This is a genomic window from Micromonospora sediminicola (genome assembly GCF_900089585.1).
In the GTDB taxonomy this organism is placed as follows: Bacteria; Actinomycetota; Actinomycetes; order Mycobacteriales; family Micromonosporaceae; genus Micromonospora; species Micromonospora sediminicola.
The window spans coordinates 1,108,598-1,124,682 of record NZ_FLRH01000003.1; the positions used below are offsets into that span (position 1 = coordinate 1,108,598).

The 16,085-nt window shown below is 73.1% G+C and carries 19 protein-coding genes; 7 read left to right on the forward strand and 12 right to left on the reverse strand.

Annotated elements, in window-relative coordinates; translation table 11 throughout:
• Positions 1–111: 111 nt before the first annotated feature.
• Positions 112–543 (forward strand): hypothetical protein, encoded by a 432-nt coding sequence (locus GA0070622_RS05715; RefSeq protein ID WP_091569602.1) that lies wholly within the window; start codon positions 112–114, stop codon positions 541–543.
• Here the strand turns inward: GA0070622_RS05715 and GA0070622_RS05720 are convergent.
• Positions 540–1,694, reverse strand: a complete 1,155-nt coding sequence (locus GA0070622_RS05720; protein ID WP_091569605.1) for a class I SAM-dependent methyltransferase — start codon at positions 1,692–1,694, stop codon at positions 540–542. The two genes, GA0070622_RS05715 and GA0070622_RS05720, sit on opposite strands and share 4 nt — an antisense overlap.
• 162 nt (positions 1,695–1,856) lie before the next feature.
• Positions 1,857–3,527, reverse strand: coding sequence for a DEAD/DEAH box helicase (locus GA0070622_RS05725; RefSeq protein WP_091569609.1), 1,671 nt, complete (start codon positions 3,525–3,527; stop codon positions 1,857–1,859).
• A 307-nt stretch (positions 3,528–3,834) separates the two neighbouring features.
• On the opposite strand from GA0070622_RS05725, the gene GA0070622_RS05730 reads away from it, so the two are divergent.
• Positions 3,835–4,479 (forward strand): ferritin-like fold-containing protein, encoded by a 645-nt coding sequence (locus GA0070622_RS05730; protein ID WP_091569614.1) that lies wholly within the window; start codon positions 3,835–3,837, stop codon positions 4,477–4,479.
• A 46-nt stretch (positions 4,480–4,525) separates the two neighbouring features.
• Here the strand turns inward: GA0070622_RS05730 and GA0070622_RS05735 are convergent, their stop codons facing one another.
• Together GA0070622_RS05735 and GA0070622_RS05740 are read right to left on the reverse strand one after the other, a co-directional pair.
• On the reverse strand, positions 4,526–4,753 hold the full coding sequence (locus tag GA0070622_RS05735; protein WP_013288692.1) for a DUF3107 domain-containing protein: 228 nt from the start codon (positions 4,751–4,753) through the stop codon (positions 4,526–4,528).
• Between the two features lie 65 nt (positions 4,754–4,818).
• Positions 4,819–5,457 (reverse strand): TetR/AcrR family transcriptional regulator, encoded by a 639-nt coding sequence (locus tag GA0070622_RS05740; protein WP_091569618.1) that lies wholly within the window; start codon positions 5,455–5,457, stop codon positions 4,819–4,821.
• Between the two features lie 288 nt (positions 5,458–5,745).
• Between GA0070622_RS05740 and GA0070622_RS05745 the strand changes: the two genes are divergently transcribed.
• Positions 5,746–6,726 carry a tyrosine-type recombinase/integrase gene (locus GA0070622_RS05745; RefSeq protein ID WP_091569621.1) on the forward strand — a complete coding sequence of 327 codons (981 nt, stop codon included), beginning with the start codon at positions 5,746–5,748 and terminating at the stop codon, positions 6,724–6,726.
• Between the two features lie 1,028 nt (positions 6,727–7,754).
• Here GA0070622_RS05745 and GA0070622_RS05750 read toward each other — a convergent pair.
• The gene (locus tag GA0070622_RS05750) at positions 7,755–8,159 is read right to left on the reverse strand and encodes a GntR family transcriptional regulator (protein ID WP_091569625.1); all 405 of its coding nucleotides are present in this window, start codon (positions 8,157–8,159) and stop codon (positions 7,755–7,757) included.
• A gap of 126 nt (positions 8,160–8,285) precedes the next feature.
• On the opposite strand from GA0070622_RS05750, the gene GA0070622_RS05755 reads away from it, so the two are divergent.
• The 4 genes from GA0070622_RS05755 (at position 8,286) to GA0070622_RS05765 (ending at position 10,806) form a co-directional block, all read left to right on the forward strand.
• A complete protein-coding gene (locus tag GA0070622_RS05755) occupies positions 8,286–9,500 on the forward strand; it encodes a helix-turn-helix domain-containing protein (protein WP_091569630.1) in 1,215 nt (404 codons plus the stop codon).
• Positions 9,501–9,698: 198 nt separating this feature from the next.
• Positions 9,699–9,869 (forward strand): hypothetical protein, encoded by a 171-nt coding sequence (locus GA0070622_RS32410; RefSeq protein ID WP_176710423.1) that lies wholly within the window; start codon positions 9,699–9,701, stop codon positions 9,867–9,869.
• Positions 9,866–10,156, forward strand: coding sequence for a hypothetical protein (locus tag GA0070622_RS05760; RefSeq protein ID WP_141684526.1), 291 nt, complete (start codon positions 9,866–9,868; stop codon positions 10,154–10,156). Before GA0070622_RS32410 ends, GA0070622_RS05760 begins: the two co-directional genes overlap by 4 nt.
• Before the next feature lie 230 nt (positions 10,157–10,386).
• Positions 10,387–10,806 carry a hypothetical protein gene (locus GA0070622_RS05765; RefSeq protein ID WP_091569640.1) on the forward strand — a complete coding sequence of 140 codons (420 nt, stop codon included), beginning with the start codon at positions 10,387–10,389 and terminating at the stop codon, positions 10,804–10,806.
• A gap of 200 nt (positions 10,807–11,006) precedes the next feature.
• On the opposite strand, the gene GA0070622_RS05770 is transcribed toward GA0070622_RS05765, so the two are convergent.
• The 7 genes from GA0070622_RS05770 to GA0070622_RS05800 all read right to left on the reverse strand — a co-directional run bounded on the left by GA0070622_RS05770 (position 11,007) and on the right by GA0070622_RS05800 (position 16,080).
• A complete protein-coding gene (locus tag GA0070622_RS05770; RefSeq protein ID WP_091569645.1) occupies positions 11,007–11,189 on the reverse strand; it encodes a hypothetical protein in 183 nt (60 codons plus the stop codon).
• 225 nt (positions 11,190–11,414) lie between these two features.
• Positions 11,415–11,714 carry a putative phage holin gene (locus GA0070622_RS05775; RefSeq protein WP_091569650.1) on the reverse strand — a complete coding sequence of 100 codons (300 nt, stop codon included), beginning with the start codon at positions 11,712–11,714 and terminating at the stop codon, positions 11,415–11,417.
• Positions 11,711–11,911, reverse strand: a complete 201-nt coding sequence (locus tag GA0070622_RS32415; RefSeq protein ID WP_091569654.1) for a DUF7620 family protein — start codon at positions 11,909–11,911, stop codon at positions 11,711–11,713. The genes GA0070622_RS05775 and GA0070622_RS32415 overlap by 4 nt, the downstream gene beginning before the upstream one ends.
• Entirely contained in the window at positions 11,895–12,185 is a 291-nt protein-coding gene (locus GA0070622_RS05785) for a hypothetical protein (protein ID WP_091569659.1), read from the reverse strand. Before GA0070622_RS05785 ends, GA0070622_RS32415 begins: the two co-directional genes overlap by 17 nt.
• 2 nt (positions 12,186–12,187) lie before the next feature.
• Positions 12,188–13,879, reverse strand: coding sequence for a hypothetical protein (locus tag GA0070622_RS32420; RefSeq protein ID WP_176710424.1), 1,692 nt, complete (start codon positions 13,877–13,879; stop codon positions 12,188–12,190).
• 10 nt (positions 13,880–13,889) lie between these two features.
• The gene (locus GA0070622_RS05795; protein ID WP_091569664.1) at positions 13,890–14,591 is read right to left on the reverse strand and encodes a hypothetical protein; all 702 of its coding nucleotides are present in this window, start codon (positions 14,589–14,591) and stop codon (positions 13,890–13,892) included.
• 1 nt (position 14,592) lies between these two features.
• A complete protein-coding gene (locus tag GA0070622_RS05800; RefSeq protein ID WP_091569669.1) occupies positions 14,593–16,080 on the reverse strand; it encodes a hypothetical protein in 1,488 nt (495 codons plus the stop codon).
• Positions 16,081–16,085: the final 5 nt, after the last annotated feature.

The following is a 16,085-nucleotide window of genomic DNA, read 5'->3' on the forward strand; positions in this document are numbered from 1 at the left end:
AACTGACTGATCGGTCGAAAGGTCCCGCCGGCGGGACTGACGAGGGCGTGACGGTTGCGAGGTGTCAACTAAGCTGGACCGATCCCCGGCAGCGACACGACGAGGAGCAGCATGACCGAGCCGGACCGCCCCGTCCCGCACCGTCCCGGCGCCGTGAGCCTCTTCTTCGTGGCCAAGGCCGGCGTGTTCGCGCTCGGTTTCTGGGTCTGGCTGCTGGTGCTGGCCGTGCAGGGTGACCCGGCGACGGGCGTGCACCTGATCGCCGCGACCGGCGCGATCTGCACGACGCTGGTCGGGGTCGTGCTGGGTGCCCGGATGGCGCTGCAGCGCAACGCCGCCCTCCGGCACGCCGAGGTCAAGCGGCTGCTGGTCGACATCTCCTGGAACGCCTTCGCCGCCGCCGGCAACGCCGACCAGCCGGCGAAGGTGGTGCCGTTCCCCAGCCCGCCGCAGGACGGCGAGCGGGTCACCAACCGGGGTCCGGGCGACCGGGTGTCGATGCTGGACCGGGGCGACCGCAACCGGGGCGAGCGCCGCCGTTAGGGCCGGTCCGCCCCGTCGAGCAGCGTCTCCAGCCGGGGCGTGACGCCCCACTGGTCGACCAGCTCGCGATACTCGGCCCGCTGGCTCCCGGTCGGCGCGCCCGCCGTGCGCCGGGCCCGGATGAGCAGGTTGCGAGGCGTGTGCTGGGAGTCGACGAACTCCACCACCTCCGCGCGGTAGCCGTGCAGCCGGAGCAGCCCGGCCCGTACCGCGTCGGTGAGCACGTCGGCGAAGCGTTCGCGCAGGATGCCCTGCCGGGTGAGCAGCTCGTACGGCGCAGGCGCTGGCCGGGACCGCAGCTGGGCGGCGAGGTCGTGGTGGCAGCAGGGCGCGGCTAGCACCCAGCGGGCGCCCCAGCGCACCGCCCGGGCCAGCGCCTCGTCGGTGGCGGTGTCGCAGGCGTGCAACGCCAGCACCAGGTCGGGGGCGGGGTCGACGGCCGCCTCGGCGATGGTGCCGGCCACGAAGCTCACCCGGTCGGCCCAGCCCAGCCGCTCGGCCAGCTCGGTGTTGCGGCGGCGCTGGTCCTCACGGACGTCCACCCCGACGAGCGTCACGTCCAGTCCGCGCCCGGTCAGGTAGCGGTGGGCGGCGAAGGTCAGGTAGGCGTTGCCGCATCCCAGGTCCACCACGCGCAGCGGGCCGGTGAGGTCGTCCGGCAGGGTGGCCGCCAGCGCCCGGAGGAACGCGTCGACCTGGCGACGCTTGGCCGCCGAACCACCGATCTCGGCGAACAGCGGGTCACCCGGGTCGAGCAGCCAGTCCTTGGCCCGGTCGTGTCCCTCCGCCGCACCGGCCGGTCGGCTGGCCGCGGCCCGGTGCACCTGCGCCTCGCCGGACTTGGTGACCCGAAGTTGGAGCGTGGCGTCGGCGGTCTCCACGTGCCAGTTGCCGAACGGCTCGGCGAGCAGTTCGTCGACGGCCGCGTCGGCCTCCGCGCCGGGGGCCACGTTGCGGGTGTGCGGCCGCGCCCCGTCGGAGGTGGCGATCTGCAACCGGGGACCGGCCTTGAGGGTGACCGGGCGCAGCTCGGCGCGGACCACCGAGGGGCGCTGCCCGCGTCGACGCCCGGCGGCGACCGCCCGGGTCAGCCCGGGGCCCAGCAGCAGCGCCCGCACCTCGCCCAGTGCCGAGTCCAACGCTTCCGGCATCGCTACTCCTTCGTCCTTCCGCCCTCCCCGCGTCCTCTCGCTCCCACGGTCGATCACGAGGTCGACGGTGAGATCACCGTGCCGGCGAAGCAGGCCGGCGCCGGGGTGGGGACAGGGAGCGGCCCCCGGAGCGGATCCGGGGGCCGGTCGTGTCTGTGCTGGTCAGTCGGTGGTGGTGACGGTGGCCTCGGCGGGTGCGCCGGTGCCACCTCCGCCACGGCGACGCCGGCGACGGCGTGGCTTGGTGGCGGTCTCACCCTCGGCGGATGCCGCCGGGGTGGTCTCGCCGGTGCTCTCGGCGCCGATCACCGTGGCCGGCTCGCCGGCCACCGTCTCGCCGGCCCGGCGGCGACGCCGCCGGCGCGGGGTACGGGCGCCCTCGTCGGCGCCGGTGTCGGTGGCGCCGCTCTCGGCGGGGGTGCCGACGGGCTCGTCGCCGCGACCCCGCCTGCGCTCCCGGCCCCGGCTGTCACCGCGACCCTCGCCCCGGCCGCCCTCGCCGCGTCGGGCGCCCCGCCGCGACCGACCGCCGCCCAGGTCCTCCTCGACCTCGGCGGACAGCCCGGCGCGGGTGCGCTCGGCGGTCGGCAGGGTGCCGCTGATGTCGGTGGGGATGTCCAGGTCGGTGTAGAGGTGCGGGGAGGTGTGGTAGGTCTCCGGCGGCTCGGGCATGTCGAGCCCGAGGGTCTTGTCGATGATCCGCCAGCGGGGCACGTCGTCCCAGTCGACGAACGTCACCGCGACACCGGTGGCCCCGGCCCGGCCGGTGCGGCCGATCCGGTGGGTGTAGGTGTCCTGGTCCTCGGGGCAGTCGTAGTTGATCACGTGCGTGACGCCGGTGACGTCGATGCCCCGGGCCGCCACGTCGGTGGCGACCAGCGTGTCGATCTTGCCGGCGCGGAACGCCCGCAGCGCCCGCTCCCGGGCGCCCTGGCCGAGGTCGCCGTGCACGGCGGCCACGGCGAAGCCGCGGAAGTCGAGGTCCTCGGCGACGCGGTCGGCGGCCCGCTTGGTGCGGGTGAAGATCATGGTCAGCCCGCGCCCCTCGGCCTGGAGGATCCGCGCCACGATCTCGACCTTGTTGAGCGAGTGGGTGCGATACGCGAGCTGCTGGGTCTGCGGCGACGGACCGGTCTCGGCGGTGTGCCCGGCGTGGATGGTCACCGGGCGGCGCAGGAAGCGCCGCGACAGCGCGACGATCGGGTCCGGCATGGTGGCCGAGAAGAGCATGGTCTGCCGGTCCTCCGGCAGCATGGCCAGGATCTTCTCGACGTCGTCGAGGAAGCCCAGGTCGAGCATCCGGTCGGCCTCGTCGAGGACGAGCGCGCGGACCCGGTCGAGCCGCAGGTGCTTCTGCTTCTGCAGGTCCAGCAGGCGACCGGGCGTGCCGACCAGGATCTCGACGCCCTTGCGCAGCGCCTCGATCTGCGGCTCGTAGGCCACGCCGCCGTAGATCGGCAGCACCCGGACGCCCCGGGTGCGACCGGCGGCGTCGAGGTCCTTGGCGACCTGGATGCCCAGCTCGCGGGTGGGGACGACGACCAGTGCCTGCGGCACGCCGTCGCTCCCCTCGGACGGGGCGAACACGCGCTCGAGCAGCGGGATGCCGAAGCCGAGCGTCTTGCCGGTGCCGGTCGGCGCCTGCCCGATCAGGTCGACGCCGCGCAGCCCGATCGGCAGCGCGTATTCCTGGATGGCGAAGGCGCGGGTGATGCCGGCGGCCTCCAGCGCCTCGACGGTCTCCTGTCGGGCGCCGAGCGCGGCGAACGTGGGTGCCTCCGGTCGGACCGGAGCGGTGGGGGCCAGTGGCTGGCCGGAGATCTGCTCACTCATCTGGATGTGGGGGTGCCCTCTCGTGGTGCGCCCCTCATGTCCTCAGGGCGCGATCGGTGTGGCGCGGGCCACGCGGTCGGGGGCGGTTTCGCCGAGCCGGACCGGGCCGCACGCGCTCCGGGGACCGGTGCTGACCGGCGGAGCTGACGGAATGCTCATCAACCACGCTGACCAGGTCGGTGCCCACGGCAACTGTCTCATCCTACCTGAACGGCCCCTGAGCCGTCCCGATTCCAGGTGGCGGCCCCGCGCGCGGGGGCAATCGCTGTGACTTGGGTCACAGGGGCTGACGGGGTAGCCTGCGCTCGTGTCCGCCCCCGACCCCGCCGTCACCGACCTGTTCGGCCTCGTGGCGTACGGCGAGCTGCTCGCCTTCGACCGCCTCGCCGCCGACGCCCGCCTCGCCCCCGACCTGCGCCGCCGGGCCGCGCTCAGCGAGATGGCCGCGGCCGAGATCGCGCACTACCGCTGGCTCGCCGACCGGCTCGGCGCGCTGGGTGCGACCCCGGAGGCGGCGATGGCCCCCTACGTCGACGCGCTGCGGGCCTACCACGACTCGACCGAGCCGCGGGACTGGCCGGAGGCGGTGACCAAGGCGTACGTGGGGGACGCGATCACCGACGACTTCCTGCGCGAGATCGCCGGCGGTCTGGACGGGCCGGACCGGGCGCTGCTCCTCGACGTGCTGCACGACTCGCGGTACGCCGAGTTCGCCGCGGTCGAGATCCGCGCCGCGATCGAGGCCGACCCGCGGATGGCCGGACGGCTCTCGATCTGGGCCCGGCGGCTGCTCGGCGAGGCGCTGTCCCAGGCCCGGCGGGTCGCCGCCGCCGACGACCGGGGGGCGCTCGCCGCGCTGATCGGGCGGGACGGTGGGGACGTGTCGACGCTGCTGCGGCGGCTCACCGAGGCGCACACCGCGCGGATGGTGGCCGCCGGGCTGAACAACTGAGTCGCCGCGGCGGGCGCCCCCGCCACGGCGACCGGTGCGCCGGGGATCAGCGGACGGTGAACCCGACCGCGCGGGGCGAGGCCTCCGCGATCTCGACGTAGGCGACCTTGCCGACCGGCACGATGACCCGCCGGCCCTTCTCGTCGGTCAGGGAGAGCGTGCCCTCACTCTTGGCGAAGGCGTCGGTCACGATCTGCTCGATCTCGGCCGGCGACTGCGCGCTCTCCAGGACCAGCTCCCGCGGCGCGTACTGCACGCCGATCTTGACCTCCACTGTGCCTCCTCAACTGGGGCGAAAAAGCCACCGTGGGAAGGCTATCCGATCCGGCGGCCCGATGTTCAGGCTGACTCACCTTGCAGCGGGAAGCTGGCGATGCCACGCCAGGACAGCGCCGCGACCAGCGCCTCGGCCTCCGCCTTGGGCACCTGGCGGCCGCCCGCCAGCCAGAACTGGGCGGCCGTCTCGGCCGCGCCGACCAGACCGGACGCCAGCAGCTCGGCGTGGAACCGGCTGACCCCGGTGTCCGAGATGATGGTGTCGGTGATCGCCGCGATGCAGCCCTGCTCGACCCGCTCCACCCGCTGCCGCACGGCCGGGTCGTTGCGCAGGTCGGACTCGAAGACGAGCCGGAACGCCTCGCTCTCGTGGTCGACGAAGTCGAAGTAGGCCCGCACCGCCGCGCCGACGCGCTCCTTGTTGTCGTTGGTGCCGCGCATCGCGTCGTGCACCTTCGCGACGATGGCGTCACAGTGCGTGTCCAGCAGCGCCAGGTAGAGCTCCATCTTCCCGGGGAAGTGCTGGTAGAGAACGGGCTTGGAGACACCGGCCCGCTCGGCGATGTCGTCCATCGCGGCGGCGTGGTAGCCCTGCGCGACGAACACCTCCTGAGCAGCGGCGAGCAGCTGCTTGCGGCGCGCCGAGCGGGGCAGGCGGGTGGGCCGGCCGGCGGTCTGTGCACCGTTCCCCACTGCGGTCATGGGAACCTCCGAGTATCTGCGTACGAGCCGGCACGTATCACCCGAACCGGTCCGGGTTCGTGAACCCGTCGCGGAATTGGCCCGCCGCTGTAACTTATCGCCACTGTCACCACACGTTATCGGGGAGCCGCCGAACGGCCCACCCCGGAGCCGACCGTACGGACCGCCCCCACCCGCGCACCTCAGCCGAAAAGGCGACCCAAGGCCGCAACCTCCCCCGCCGGGGGGACCCCGAAACCCGACACCCGCCGCCCCGCCGTACTTCCCCGCCTGGTCAGGGCATAGGCGATGACCACGACCTCGGGCACCGTCGAGTACGTGGCTACCCCAGAGCAGATGATCGACGCCCACCTCACCTGGATGCGCGCCGGCGGCTACGCCGAGAAGTCCGTCCGCGCGTCCCGCCGGGTTCTCCGCAAGGCCCACACGGAGCTACCCGAGGGCCTACACGCCGCGATCGGCACCGAGCTGGCCGCCTGGCTCGACAACCCCGAATGGGTCCGCGCAACGAAGTGCGCCTACCACAAGCACCTGGTCCGGTTCTATCGCTGGGCCACCAACCCGAAGGATCCCTGGATGACGTTCGACCCGTCCGCCGACCTGCGCGCACCGAAGGTGAATCCCGGCGTCCCGCGTCCCGCCGGCGACGAGCTGGTCCGCGCCGCGATCTACGACACCGCCGACCCGTGGCGGATCAACTGCCGGCTCGCCGCCCTCGGCGGGCTGCGCGCCTGCGAGATCGCCGCCCTGCGCCGCGAGGACGTCACCGCCGAGGTGATGCACCTGTGGGGCAAGGGCGACAAGGCCCGCGCCGTGCCCACCCACCCGCTGATCTGGGAGCTGATCGCGCCGCTGCCGCCGGGGCACATAGTGCGGCGCCCGTCGGGACGGCCGCCGACCGGGGACTGGGTATCCACCCAGACCGCCCACTACCTCGCCGCCGCCGGGATCCCCACGAAGCTCTACCCGCTGCGGCACTACTTCGCGTCGACGATCAACCAGCGGTACGGGGACATCCGCGTGGTTCAGGAGCTGCTCGGCCACGCCTCCGTGATGACGACCCAGCGGTACACGGCAGTGACCGCCTCCCGTCTCCGGGAGGCGGTCACCGTGTTGCCGTTCAGCGGATCAGACGCGGACGACACGCCGAGCGCTGGCCCGGCACCATCCGACGCCGCTGCTCAGCCACCACATCGATCCGAGGCGTCCGCTCCTCCGGCAGCTCGTCGCGGTCGGCGACCACGACGACCTGGACGCGGCCGTCCATGAGCAGCTGCACCACCTCCGGCCACCGGCCCCCGTCCAGCTCGTCGACGACGACGGCCGCTAGACGCAAACCCAGCCGGTTGCAGTACTCTGCACATCGATCGGTGTAACGGTTTACGTTGCCTGCTGTCACGTAGATCAACGCATTGGTCATCTCAAGGTCCTCCCTGGTCAAGCGCTTCGCTGGCGGTCTTGATCAGGGAGGACTTTTGGTGGGGGAGGGCCGCGTTCCACGGGACGACCAGCAGGCCGGTTGTCCAGCGCCCGCACCACGGCGCCCAGGCGAGGCGGTTGCATCTGCGAACCACCGAGCATCGCACCCGGTCCGACGTCGGATCCGCCGGAGGCGCCCGGTGTCGCCCGGGTCGCGGCCAGTGCCAGATCCCACCGATCAGGCGGCGCCGCCGGCGCCAGAGGGCCAGCTGACGCCGAGTGCGGCGGCGCAGCGGGCGGTGGCGGGCGATCGCGAGGCCGCCACCGTGGCGCCGCCTCGGTCGGCCGCGACGGTGGGCGCGTGGCCGCGCGGTCCGCCAGGCTCGAAGTCGGGCTCGGAGAGGCGGCGGGGCGCGGCGAGCGCGATGCAGTCAGCGAGGGCTTCGGCGCGGGAGGTCGAGTCGACGGCGCGGCGGCCGAGCCGTCGCCATCGCCGTCGATGTCCGGCAGGCCTGGCACGTCGGGAAGCAGTGACGGTAGCGGCTGCGGCAAGGGCAGCGGCGGCACCGGCAGGCTCGGCAGGGGCAGCGAGGGCAGCGAGGGCAGCGAGGGCAACGGCAACGACGGCAGCGGGACCGGAGGCAACGGCAGCTCAGGGTCAGCGGACGCTGGGTCCTGCGACGCCGAGCAGAGGACCGCCGTCGCACCCAGCGCCAGCAGGATCCCCCCCATGCCGCGACGCATTGGATTGATCTATCCCGCTCACGAGACCCGAGCAACCCGCACTCGTCTGATCTTGCGCCATGTGAAGGTAGCTCGTTACAGGCGTGACAGATGGTGTTAACCCACGGTTACCATCTTCCGCTGCAAGTTGCAGGTCAGAGAATGTCGACCTGCGCTCGGTCGCCCGGGTATGCATCGGCGATCCCGTCTGGCCCGATCACGACCAGCATGGGCACGCCGTCGGGAACGTCAAAAGTCGCCCGCTCGGCCGGAGTCGGCATACGCGTCGTCACCACCGACCCCGGCTCGGCGACGATCCGCTCCACCTCACGCGCCTGCGGCACACGCGTGCCCCAACCATGCTGAACCTCGACCACGCCCTGGGCGCGCAGCGCGGCGATCGCCCGGCGAACCGTTGTCCGACCCAGCCCCGTCTCCTGCATCAAGCGCGACTCCGACGGCAACCGCGCGCCCGGAGACCACTCGCCCGCGGCAACCCGACGACGTAGATCGTCGGCGAGCTGCCGCCAGGCCGGCACGCCCGACGCGGGGTCGATCATGGACGGAGACGCTATGGCGCGTCCGCCTCACGTCGACACGTGGGCACGTGCGGACGAGCTGGCTTGTCGGCAGCGCGTACGGTGAGAGGGGGTACACGATGTAACCCCCTGGCGTGGAGGTGTCCGATGGTCGATCAGCCCGCACTCACCCCCGGCCAACGCGTCGAGAAACTCCGCCGCGGCGTCGGCCTGTCCCGCGAGCGCCTCGCCGGCCTTACGGGCCTGGGCGCGTCGACCATCAAGTTCGTCGAGAACGGCCGCCGATCCCTCACCCTGAACGTCGCCCAGCGCATCGCCCCGCACCTCGGCGTCCACGACCTCGGCGACCTGTTCGGGCCCTCCGTCACCCTGTCCCTCGACGGCCGGGCCACCCATCCCGCCGTCGACGACGTCCGACGCGCGTTGACCGCCTGGCACATCACCATCGACGGCCAGCCCGAGAGCACCGACTACCTTCGTGGCGCTGTCGACTCCGCCTGGCAGACCTGGCACACCAGCCGCAACCAGCGCACCGAGGCCGGCCTCGTGCTGCCCGGCCTCCTCGACGCCACCCAGCGCGCCGCCCGCCTGCACACCGGCGCCGACCGGCGCACCGCGCTGGCGCTGCTCGCCCAGGCCTACCACCTCGCCCAGGCATACCTGGCCTGGCACGGCGACCGGGAACTGTGCTGGCTCACCGTCGACCGAGGCATGGCCGCCGCCCTCGACGCCGACGACCCCCTCGCGATCGCCGGGAGCATCTGGTACGCCGCGCACATCCTGCGCGCTGTCGGCCGCGGCGACGAAGCCCTCGACCGGCTACGTGAGGCCCGCGCCCTGATCGAGCCTCGGGTAGCCGACGGGGGCGTGGAGTACGCGGAGATGCTCGCCGACCTACACCTGTGCACGGCGCTGACCCGGGCTCGCACCGGCGACCAGGGGGCTTGGGCGGACTGGGACACCGCCCGGCAGGTCGTCGACCGGGCGCTCCCGGACGGGTACGTGGGGCTGCGGACCCGCGTATCCCGTCCGCTGGTCGAGGTGTACGCGGTGATGTGCGCCGTCGACCTGGGCGACCCCGACGAAGCGCAGCGCCGCGCGCACTCCCTCGACCCGCAGTCGATCCCGTCGACCGAGCGGCGCGGCCGGCACTACGTCGAGCTGGCCCGCTCCGCCGACCTGGAAGGCGCCCGGGAGGCAACGCTGCACCTGCTCACCCGCGCGGAGGCGACGTCACCGGAGACGGTGCGGTTCTCGCCAGCGGCGCAGGACATGGCCGGCCGGCTGGCCCGGGAGGCGCCGGCGGCGATCCGCGCGGAGGCGTCCGAGCTGGCCCACCGCATCTCCAGCCCTCCTGTGTAGAGGTACACCGAGTCACCGGGTACGCCGCGTACCCATAGCGAAGCGCGTCTTTACCTACCGTCATCTCTGCTGGTGGCGGTGGAGAGTCGCGCGGCGTACGACGAGCTGTTCGCCCTGCCGCCCTGAGCCGGACGCGGGTACGTGCTCTGCCCCCGTGGAGCATGTACCCGCGCCCCCGGACTGACGGAGGCGATCAGCGTGGCGTCCATCCGATCCCTGCTCCGCCGGCTGACCAGTCGGCCCGACCCGGCGATCTCGGACCGAGGGCAGCGGATCCAGCGCAACGAGCACGACAGCGCCCGGCAGCGGGTGCTCGAACTCGGCCGGCAGCGCCAAGCCGAGTACCGGTACGAACGGCGCGACCGGTGACCCCCCGTCCGGGGCACGCCGCTCGGGCTCTCGACGCCCTCGATGAGCGGATGAGCGGCGTCGACCACCAGCCGCACCGGCCATCCTGGGAATGCCGCGCCTGCTACGAGCCGTGGCCGTGCGCGGCCGGGCAAGTGCAGCTCGCCGAGGCGTACCGCGGTGACCGGTCCGGCCTGACGATCTACATGGGCAAGCTGTACGCGGCAGCTCTCGTCGAACTGCCCGCCTTCCCGCCGCGGCTGCTCTACAGCCAGTTCGTGGCCTGGACCCGCGCCCTCACCCGGTGACCGGGCCGGGCCGGGCTCAGCCCGGCGCGATCTGCATGGGCTGCACCGAGGGGATCACCGTCAAGACGCACGCGTGCGCCGGCGCGGCCGAGCTGCTGCCGTTCGGCGGCACCTGCACGTGCCGGCTGCCCGGCTGCGGACCGACCCCCTCCACCACACCCACAAGTCGGCCCCGGACGCGGCGAGCCAAGCGCCGGCCGGGGCCTTGATCAGACACAGGAGGTCTGACCATGCTCCAGTCTCACCGAACCCGCCGGATCCTGGGCGGCGCCGCGCTGGCCCTGGCCATCGTCGGCGGCCTCGCCTGCGACGGCGAGGGCACGAAGAGCGACCGCGACCCGGCCGACCGGCAGGTCGACGCGAAGCGGAAGATGACCGCCGTCATCAACGCCAGCGGCGACGGCCCGTACTCCGTCGTCGTGCGGGCGGCGAAGGTCGGCGACGACCGCGGCGACTACACCCGCAAGTCCGTCGCCGGCGGCGCGTACCGGCAGACGCTCGACTACACGTCGGGGCTGCGGATCACCATCACGATCACCGCGACGGGGCACCGCACCGATCCGCTGTCCTGCGAGATCACCGACGGGACGAAGCGGGCCCGGGACCGGGCGGCCGGCACCGTGCAGTGCAAGCTCACGACCTCGCGATGATCCGGGCGAGCCGGGCCAAGGCGAGCCGGATCCGGTCGACCAGGCTGGCGCGGCGGTAGGGCTCGGGCGAGTTCAGCGTCCATCCGGTCATCCGCCCAGTATCACCGGGGCCGGCCAGGCTTGGGGCGCACATCTGGTCCGCAGACACGAAAACGCCCCCCGCCCATTAGGGCGGGGGGCGCGATCGTGTGTAGCTCGGCTCAGCGGTCGAGCGGGTCCTTGGCGTTCGGCACGACGTACACGCCGAGCGCGCCGAGCACCGCCAGGGCGACGGTGATCCCCTCGGTGGCGGTCAGGACGTCGTCGCCCATCGCGACGGTCAGGGCGACGCCGCCGGCTACGGTAGCGGCGACGATGGTCTTGGCGTAGCGGGCAACCCGCATGGTGTACCTCCTGAGTACGGTCGATGAGTGCAGCGGTACGTACGGACGCCAGCCGGTGAGCTGGCGGAGCTCCCGAGCCCTGCCCGGACGGGCACACCGACACCGTCCCCACTTGGGGTGCGTGCCTGGTGGAGGGCTGCTGGGAGATGGGGCCGGCAGTGGCGCTGCCGACAGCCGGGCTGCGACGGGGTGACGCAGCACCGGCACGAGCACCGGAGCCGGTAGCTACCGGCGTTCGGCCGGTGCGTGCTGGGCACGGTGAAGCAGCACGCACCGCCACACCACCTGGGCGACCAGAGCAGCGAACGCCACCAGGGTGACCGCCGCGCGGCCGGGGTACTGCGGCCACACCCGGGCCAGCACGATCAGGGTCATCAGCAGGCCCAGGTTCGCGGTGAACTGCATGACGTGCCTGCCGCCGGGGTTGTGCCGCCAGTCCCCGCCGGTGGTGACCCAGAACGCGACCACGAAGTACCAGCACGCTGCTGCGCCGATTCCGGCGAGCACCGTGTTGAGGTCGTTCACCGTGACCCCCTCAGCGCGTCGGTGATCATCGGGCCGAAGTGGTTGCGGCGGCGCAGCTCCGCGAGTCGCCGCGCCGCCGCGTCGACCTGGTCGTCGTCGGCCCGGGCCGCCGCCAGGTCCTCCCGCGCCCGCGCGAGCAGGTCGCGGGCCTCGGTCGTCTCCGGCGACGGCCGCTTGCGCTTACGTCTCCAGATCATGGCGGCCTGCCTCCCGAGCCAGTCCTTGCAGCAGCTGCACGGTCAGGTCGGTGTTGGGCAGCAGCTTCTGCACCTGCTCGTCACGTACCCGCACCTGCTCGTCTCGTACCGCCAGGGTGGCTCTCAGGTGGGCGATCTGGTCGTCCTTGTCGCGGACCCGATCCTCGTGCACGGTGCGCGGCACGAGCCGGCCGGTGAGGACCAGGGCGACGACGAAGAGCAGCACCCCGACCGGGCCCCCGGAGCTGAGCAGGGCGGCGGGGATGTCGGGCACGGTCAGGCCTGCGGTCCGGCGCCGTCGAGCGACCCGAGGACCGATCGCAGGGCGGCCTCCAGGTCGTCGCGGGACACCGGCCCGTCGGCGGCCGGGAGACCGGCGAGGACCCGCTCGGCGACCGCCGCGGCGAGCTGGTCGACGTCGACGCCGGCCGGCCGGGGCAGCGCAGCCAGGGCGGTGGCCAGCTCGGGTGGGCTGGTGCTCTCGGCCTTGATCAGGGCGGGCAGCGCGGTGAGCTGCTGCACCGGCCACATGGCCTGGCCGCCGCCTTTGAGGTCGGTGCGGACGGCCGGCCGGCCGTTGGCGAAGGCCTCCATCCTGCCGTCGGTGTAGGCGACCTGGGCGAGCAGGGTGGGCAGCGCGGCGGCCAGCTGGTCGAGCAGCCGGGCGTGCGCGTCGGTGAACTGGGCCATCTCGTCCTCCAGGAGTCCGATCGTGGTGAGGTAGCGGCGGAACAGCGCCGTCTGGTCGCGGCCGGCCTTGATCGCGTCGCGGTGGTAGCTGATGTGCGTGTGCCACCGGTGCGAGTCGTCGCCGCTGGCGCGCTTGCCGAGCCGGTCCCAGCGGCGCACCGTCGATCCGTCCGGCGAGTAGATGACCTCTCGGATGTCCCGGGTGTCGGTCGCGCCGGCCGCGCACTCGCGGGCCAGCCAGGTGGAGAACGTCTGCAGGTCGTGCCGGCGGCCGCCGATGGTGACGGTGAACGTACCGATGTCGAGGGCGCAGGCGTACGAGCTGAGGCCGGTGCGGTCCCGGGGCGACTCGACCACGCTGTAGTCGCCGCTGACGACGCGGTCGGAGCCGCAGTGGTAGCCGCCGCGGTGTGCCGGGTCGCCGACGATGCCGACCTCGGCCGGCTCCAGGCCGTTGCCGCCGAGGTGGTCGAGCAGCAGCCGGCGGGCGTCGAGCAGGGTCTGTGGTGCGGTGGTGGCCACCGGTACCTCCTCCAGAGTGATGGCCTGCCAGGTCTGCCGTGCCGGTTCGGAGCCGGCGAGGGTGAGATCGCAGCCGCCCTTGTGGAACCACTGCGCTGCCAGCGCGCCGTCGGCGCGCAGGGCGTCGACCATCTCCTGGGCCCACCCGGCCTGGCCGGTGCCGTCGACGTCCCACGGCTGGCGTTTCGCGCCTAGCTCGGCGACCAGGTACGGCACGCCGAGCTGCTCGGCGACTTGACGGGGGATGCTGAGCAGGTCCTCCGCGGTGCGGTACTTCGGGCCGTCGTTGTAGATGTCCCAGGCGATGAAGTCGACGAGTTGGCGGGGCATCCACCGGCCGTCGCCGGCGAACTTCTGCCACCAGTAGCGGGTGAACACCGGCCCGAGCCAGATGTCGGCGCGGGCCGGGTGCCCGTCGAACGCCGCCACCAGCGCGGCCTGCTGGGCGTGGAAGTCGTCCAGGGTCGGATCCCCGGACTCGGGGCCCTGCTCGGGCTCGTGGTCCTCGGTGAGGAACAGCCGCAGCCCGGCTGGCTTCCGGTCGGCCCAGGCGCGCACGTCGGCGGGCGGGTTGGTCTTGTACGACAGGTGGACCGCCGGCACTCCGGCCGCGACGAGCGGCCCGAGCACCGGACCGTCCCAGGCGTGCAGCGCCTTGTTCGCCTCGACGAAGATCCGACCTATGCCGGTGCCCGGGTACAAGGCGAGCATCTCCCGCACCGAGCGGGGGCCCGGAGTCCAGCCGATCAGCGTCATGCTGCCTCCCTCAGAAGATGGGGATGCCCGGGGCCGGCTCGGCGGCGGGTGGGGTAATGGAAGCGGGCTTGAGGGCGAGGGCGAACACCACCGCGTTGCCCTCGGACAGCGAGCTGGTCAGCGTGCGGGTGACTCCCGTCGCCGCAGCCATCGGCCCCCCGGAGTCCCACACGGCCATGGTGATGTCGGCGGAACCTGCGTTCGTGGCCGCGTCCGCCCGCTTCGTATCCCCGCCCGCCGACGACGACCAGGTGGCCACGCCGGCGGCGCCCGGCGCGTGCCGGGTGACGACCCCGTAGACCAGCCAGCCGCCCTCGGGCACGTCCACGGCCGGGGTGGTCTGCGTGGTGCCTGAGGTGCCGGCGACCATGGACGCCGCCGTCACTGGGGTGGTCGCGTCGAGGCCTCGGTATGCGCCGGCCCACGCCGCGTTCTTCACGGCCCCGCCCGTGGAGATGCCCCACGTGTACGAGGTGGGCTCCGAGGCGGCGGTCTTGGTGCGGATCCGGCCGCCCAGGTTCGTCCCGGACGTGGCGTCACCGCGCACGGTCAGCCCGGCCACGGGCTCCGTCACCGTGGCGCTGGCGCTCAGGAGGCCGAACAGATGCACCAGCTGGTCGCCGTCCACCACGCCGGTCAGCGCAGGCACCGGGTTCGACGTGGTCGAACCGCTGGGCACGTTCTCCTGGTCGTCGACTCTGCTGATCGCCATGTCAGTACGCCAGGACCTGAACGGTGAGCTTCGTGCCCGCCGCGGTGGAGCCGACCTGGTCGACGTCGACGGTCAGGTACGACCCGGCCGGCCAGTTCGCAGAGATGAACGTGGACGCGACCCCGCTGTACCGGTTCCCGGCGGTGATCGTCGGCCGGTTCCCGCTGGTGAACACGGCGGTGCCGTCGACGCGGACCTGCACGATCAGCGACGACCCGGTGGGTGCGGTGCCGCCGATCGACGCGACCGCCGACCGCAGCGTCAGCGCCGACCCGGTCGGGTTGTGCACCCGGTAGGTGCCGGTGCCGACCGTGGCGGTGTCCTGTGTCCAGGTCGGCATCACGCTGACGGTGCTGCCGCCGCCTCCGCCGCCGGCGCTGCCGGTCCAGGTGCCGGGGGTGCCGCCGGCGGTGCACAGCCACAGCACGCCGGCGGAGTCGACGACGGCGTCGCCGGTGACCCAGGTGCCGGTGGTCGGCGCGCCGGTCCCGCTCTTCTGCCCCCGGAAGTTCACGCCAGACAGGCTGTTGTAGGAGCCTCCGGCGCGGACACCCTGCAGGCCGGACAAGACGCGGGTGGCCTCGACCCAGCCGGGCTTGGTGCTGTTCCCCGTGCCGTACGCGCCGAGCAGCGCCTCCCTGTTGGCCGCGACCGAGGGGTTGGTGGACAGCTCGAAGAACCTGCCGGTGGAGGGACCTCCGCGGTTCTCGTACGCCTCGAAGACCCGCCCTGCCACCCGGTTGGGCAGCGACGGCGCGGCGCGCAGCTCCCCGTTGCCGTTGAACCACCCGGTCTTGATCGACTGGCCGGTGGACGAGGTGGAGAAGAACTGCACCGCGTCGGGATTGTCGTCGGCGCCGCTGTAGGGCTGGGTGAGCTTCAGCCACGGGTTGCCGCTCTGTCCCTGCGCCGGGTCTGGTGGCTGGGCGGTGTTGCCGACGTAGCTGCCGCCGGAGGCCGGCGGGTTGAGCAGCACCGCGCCGGCCGCCGCCGACGGTGGGATCAGCCCGAACCCGCCGCCGGTCACCACGCCGAGCAGATCACCGACGTTGCGGCTGCCCGGCAGCGGCACGGACACGTCGACGAGGTTCGCCACACCCGTGCCGTGGCCGTTGTTCTGCGACTTGTGGGCGGCGAGGTCGACTGCGGTGGCCACGGCCTGGTCGCCGACGTCGGCGGCCATCCACACCCGCCGCCCGCCGGCGGCCGACGCCCACGCCCCGGTGACGTTGTCGGGGTACTGCACGCGGGGAATCTGTCCCAGCGCCCGACCGTCGGAGGTGTCGGAGGACAGCACCGACGTGCGGGCGCTGCCGGTGCTGTCCAGCAGGTCGGTGTACTGCGTGCCGCCGGTTTCGCTGTTCCACCAGGTGATCTCGACGCCGCCGACGACTACCGCCGCTTTGCCGTCGAGGGAGCCGATGGTGACGTCGGCTCCGGAGACGATGGTGTAGTCGGACGGCCCACCGCCGGCCCAGTATCGAGTCATGCTCT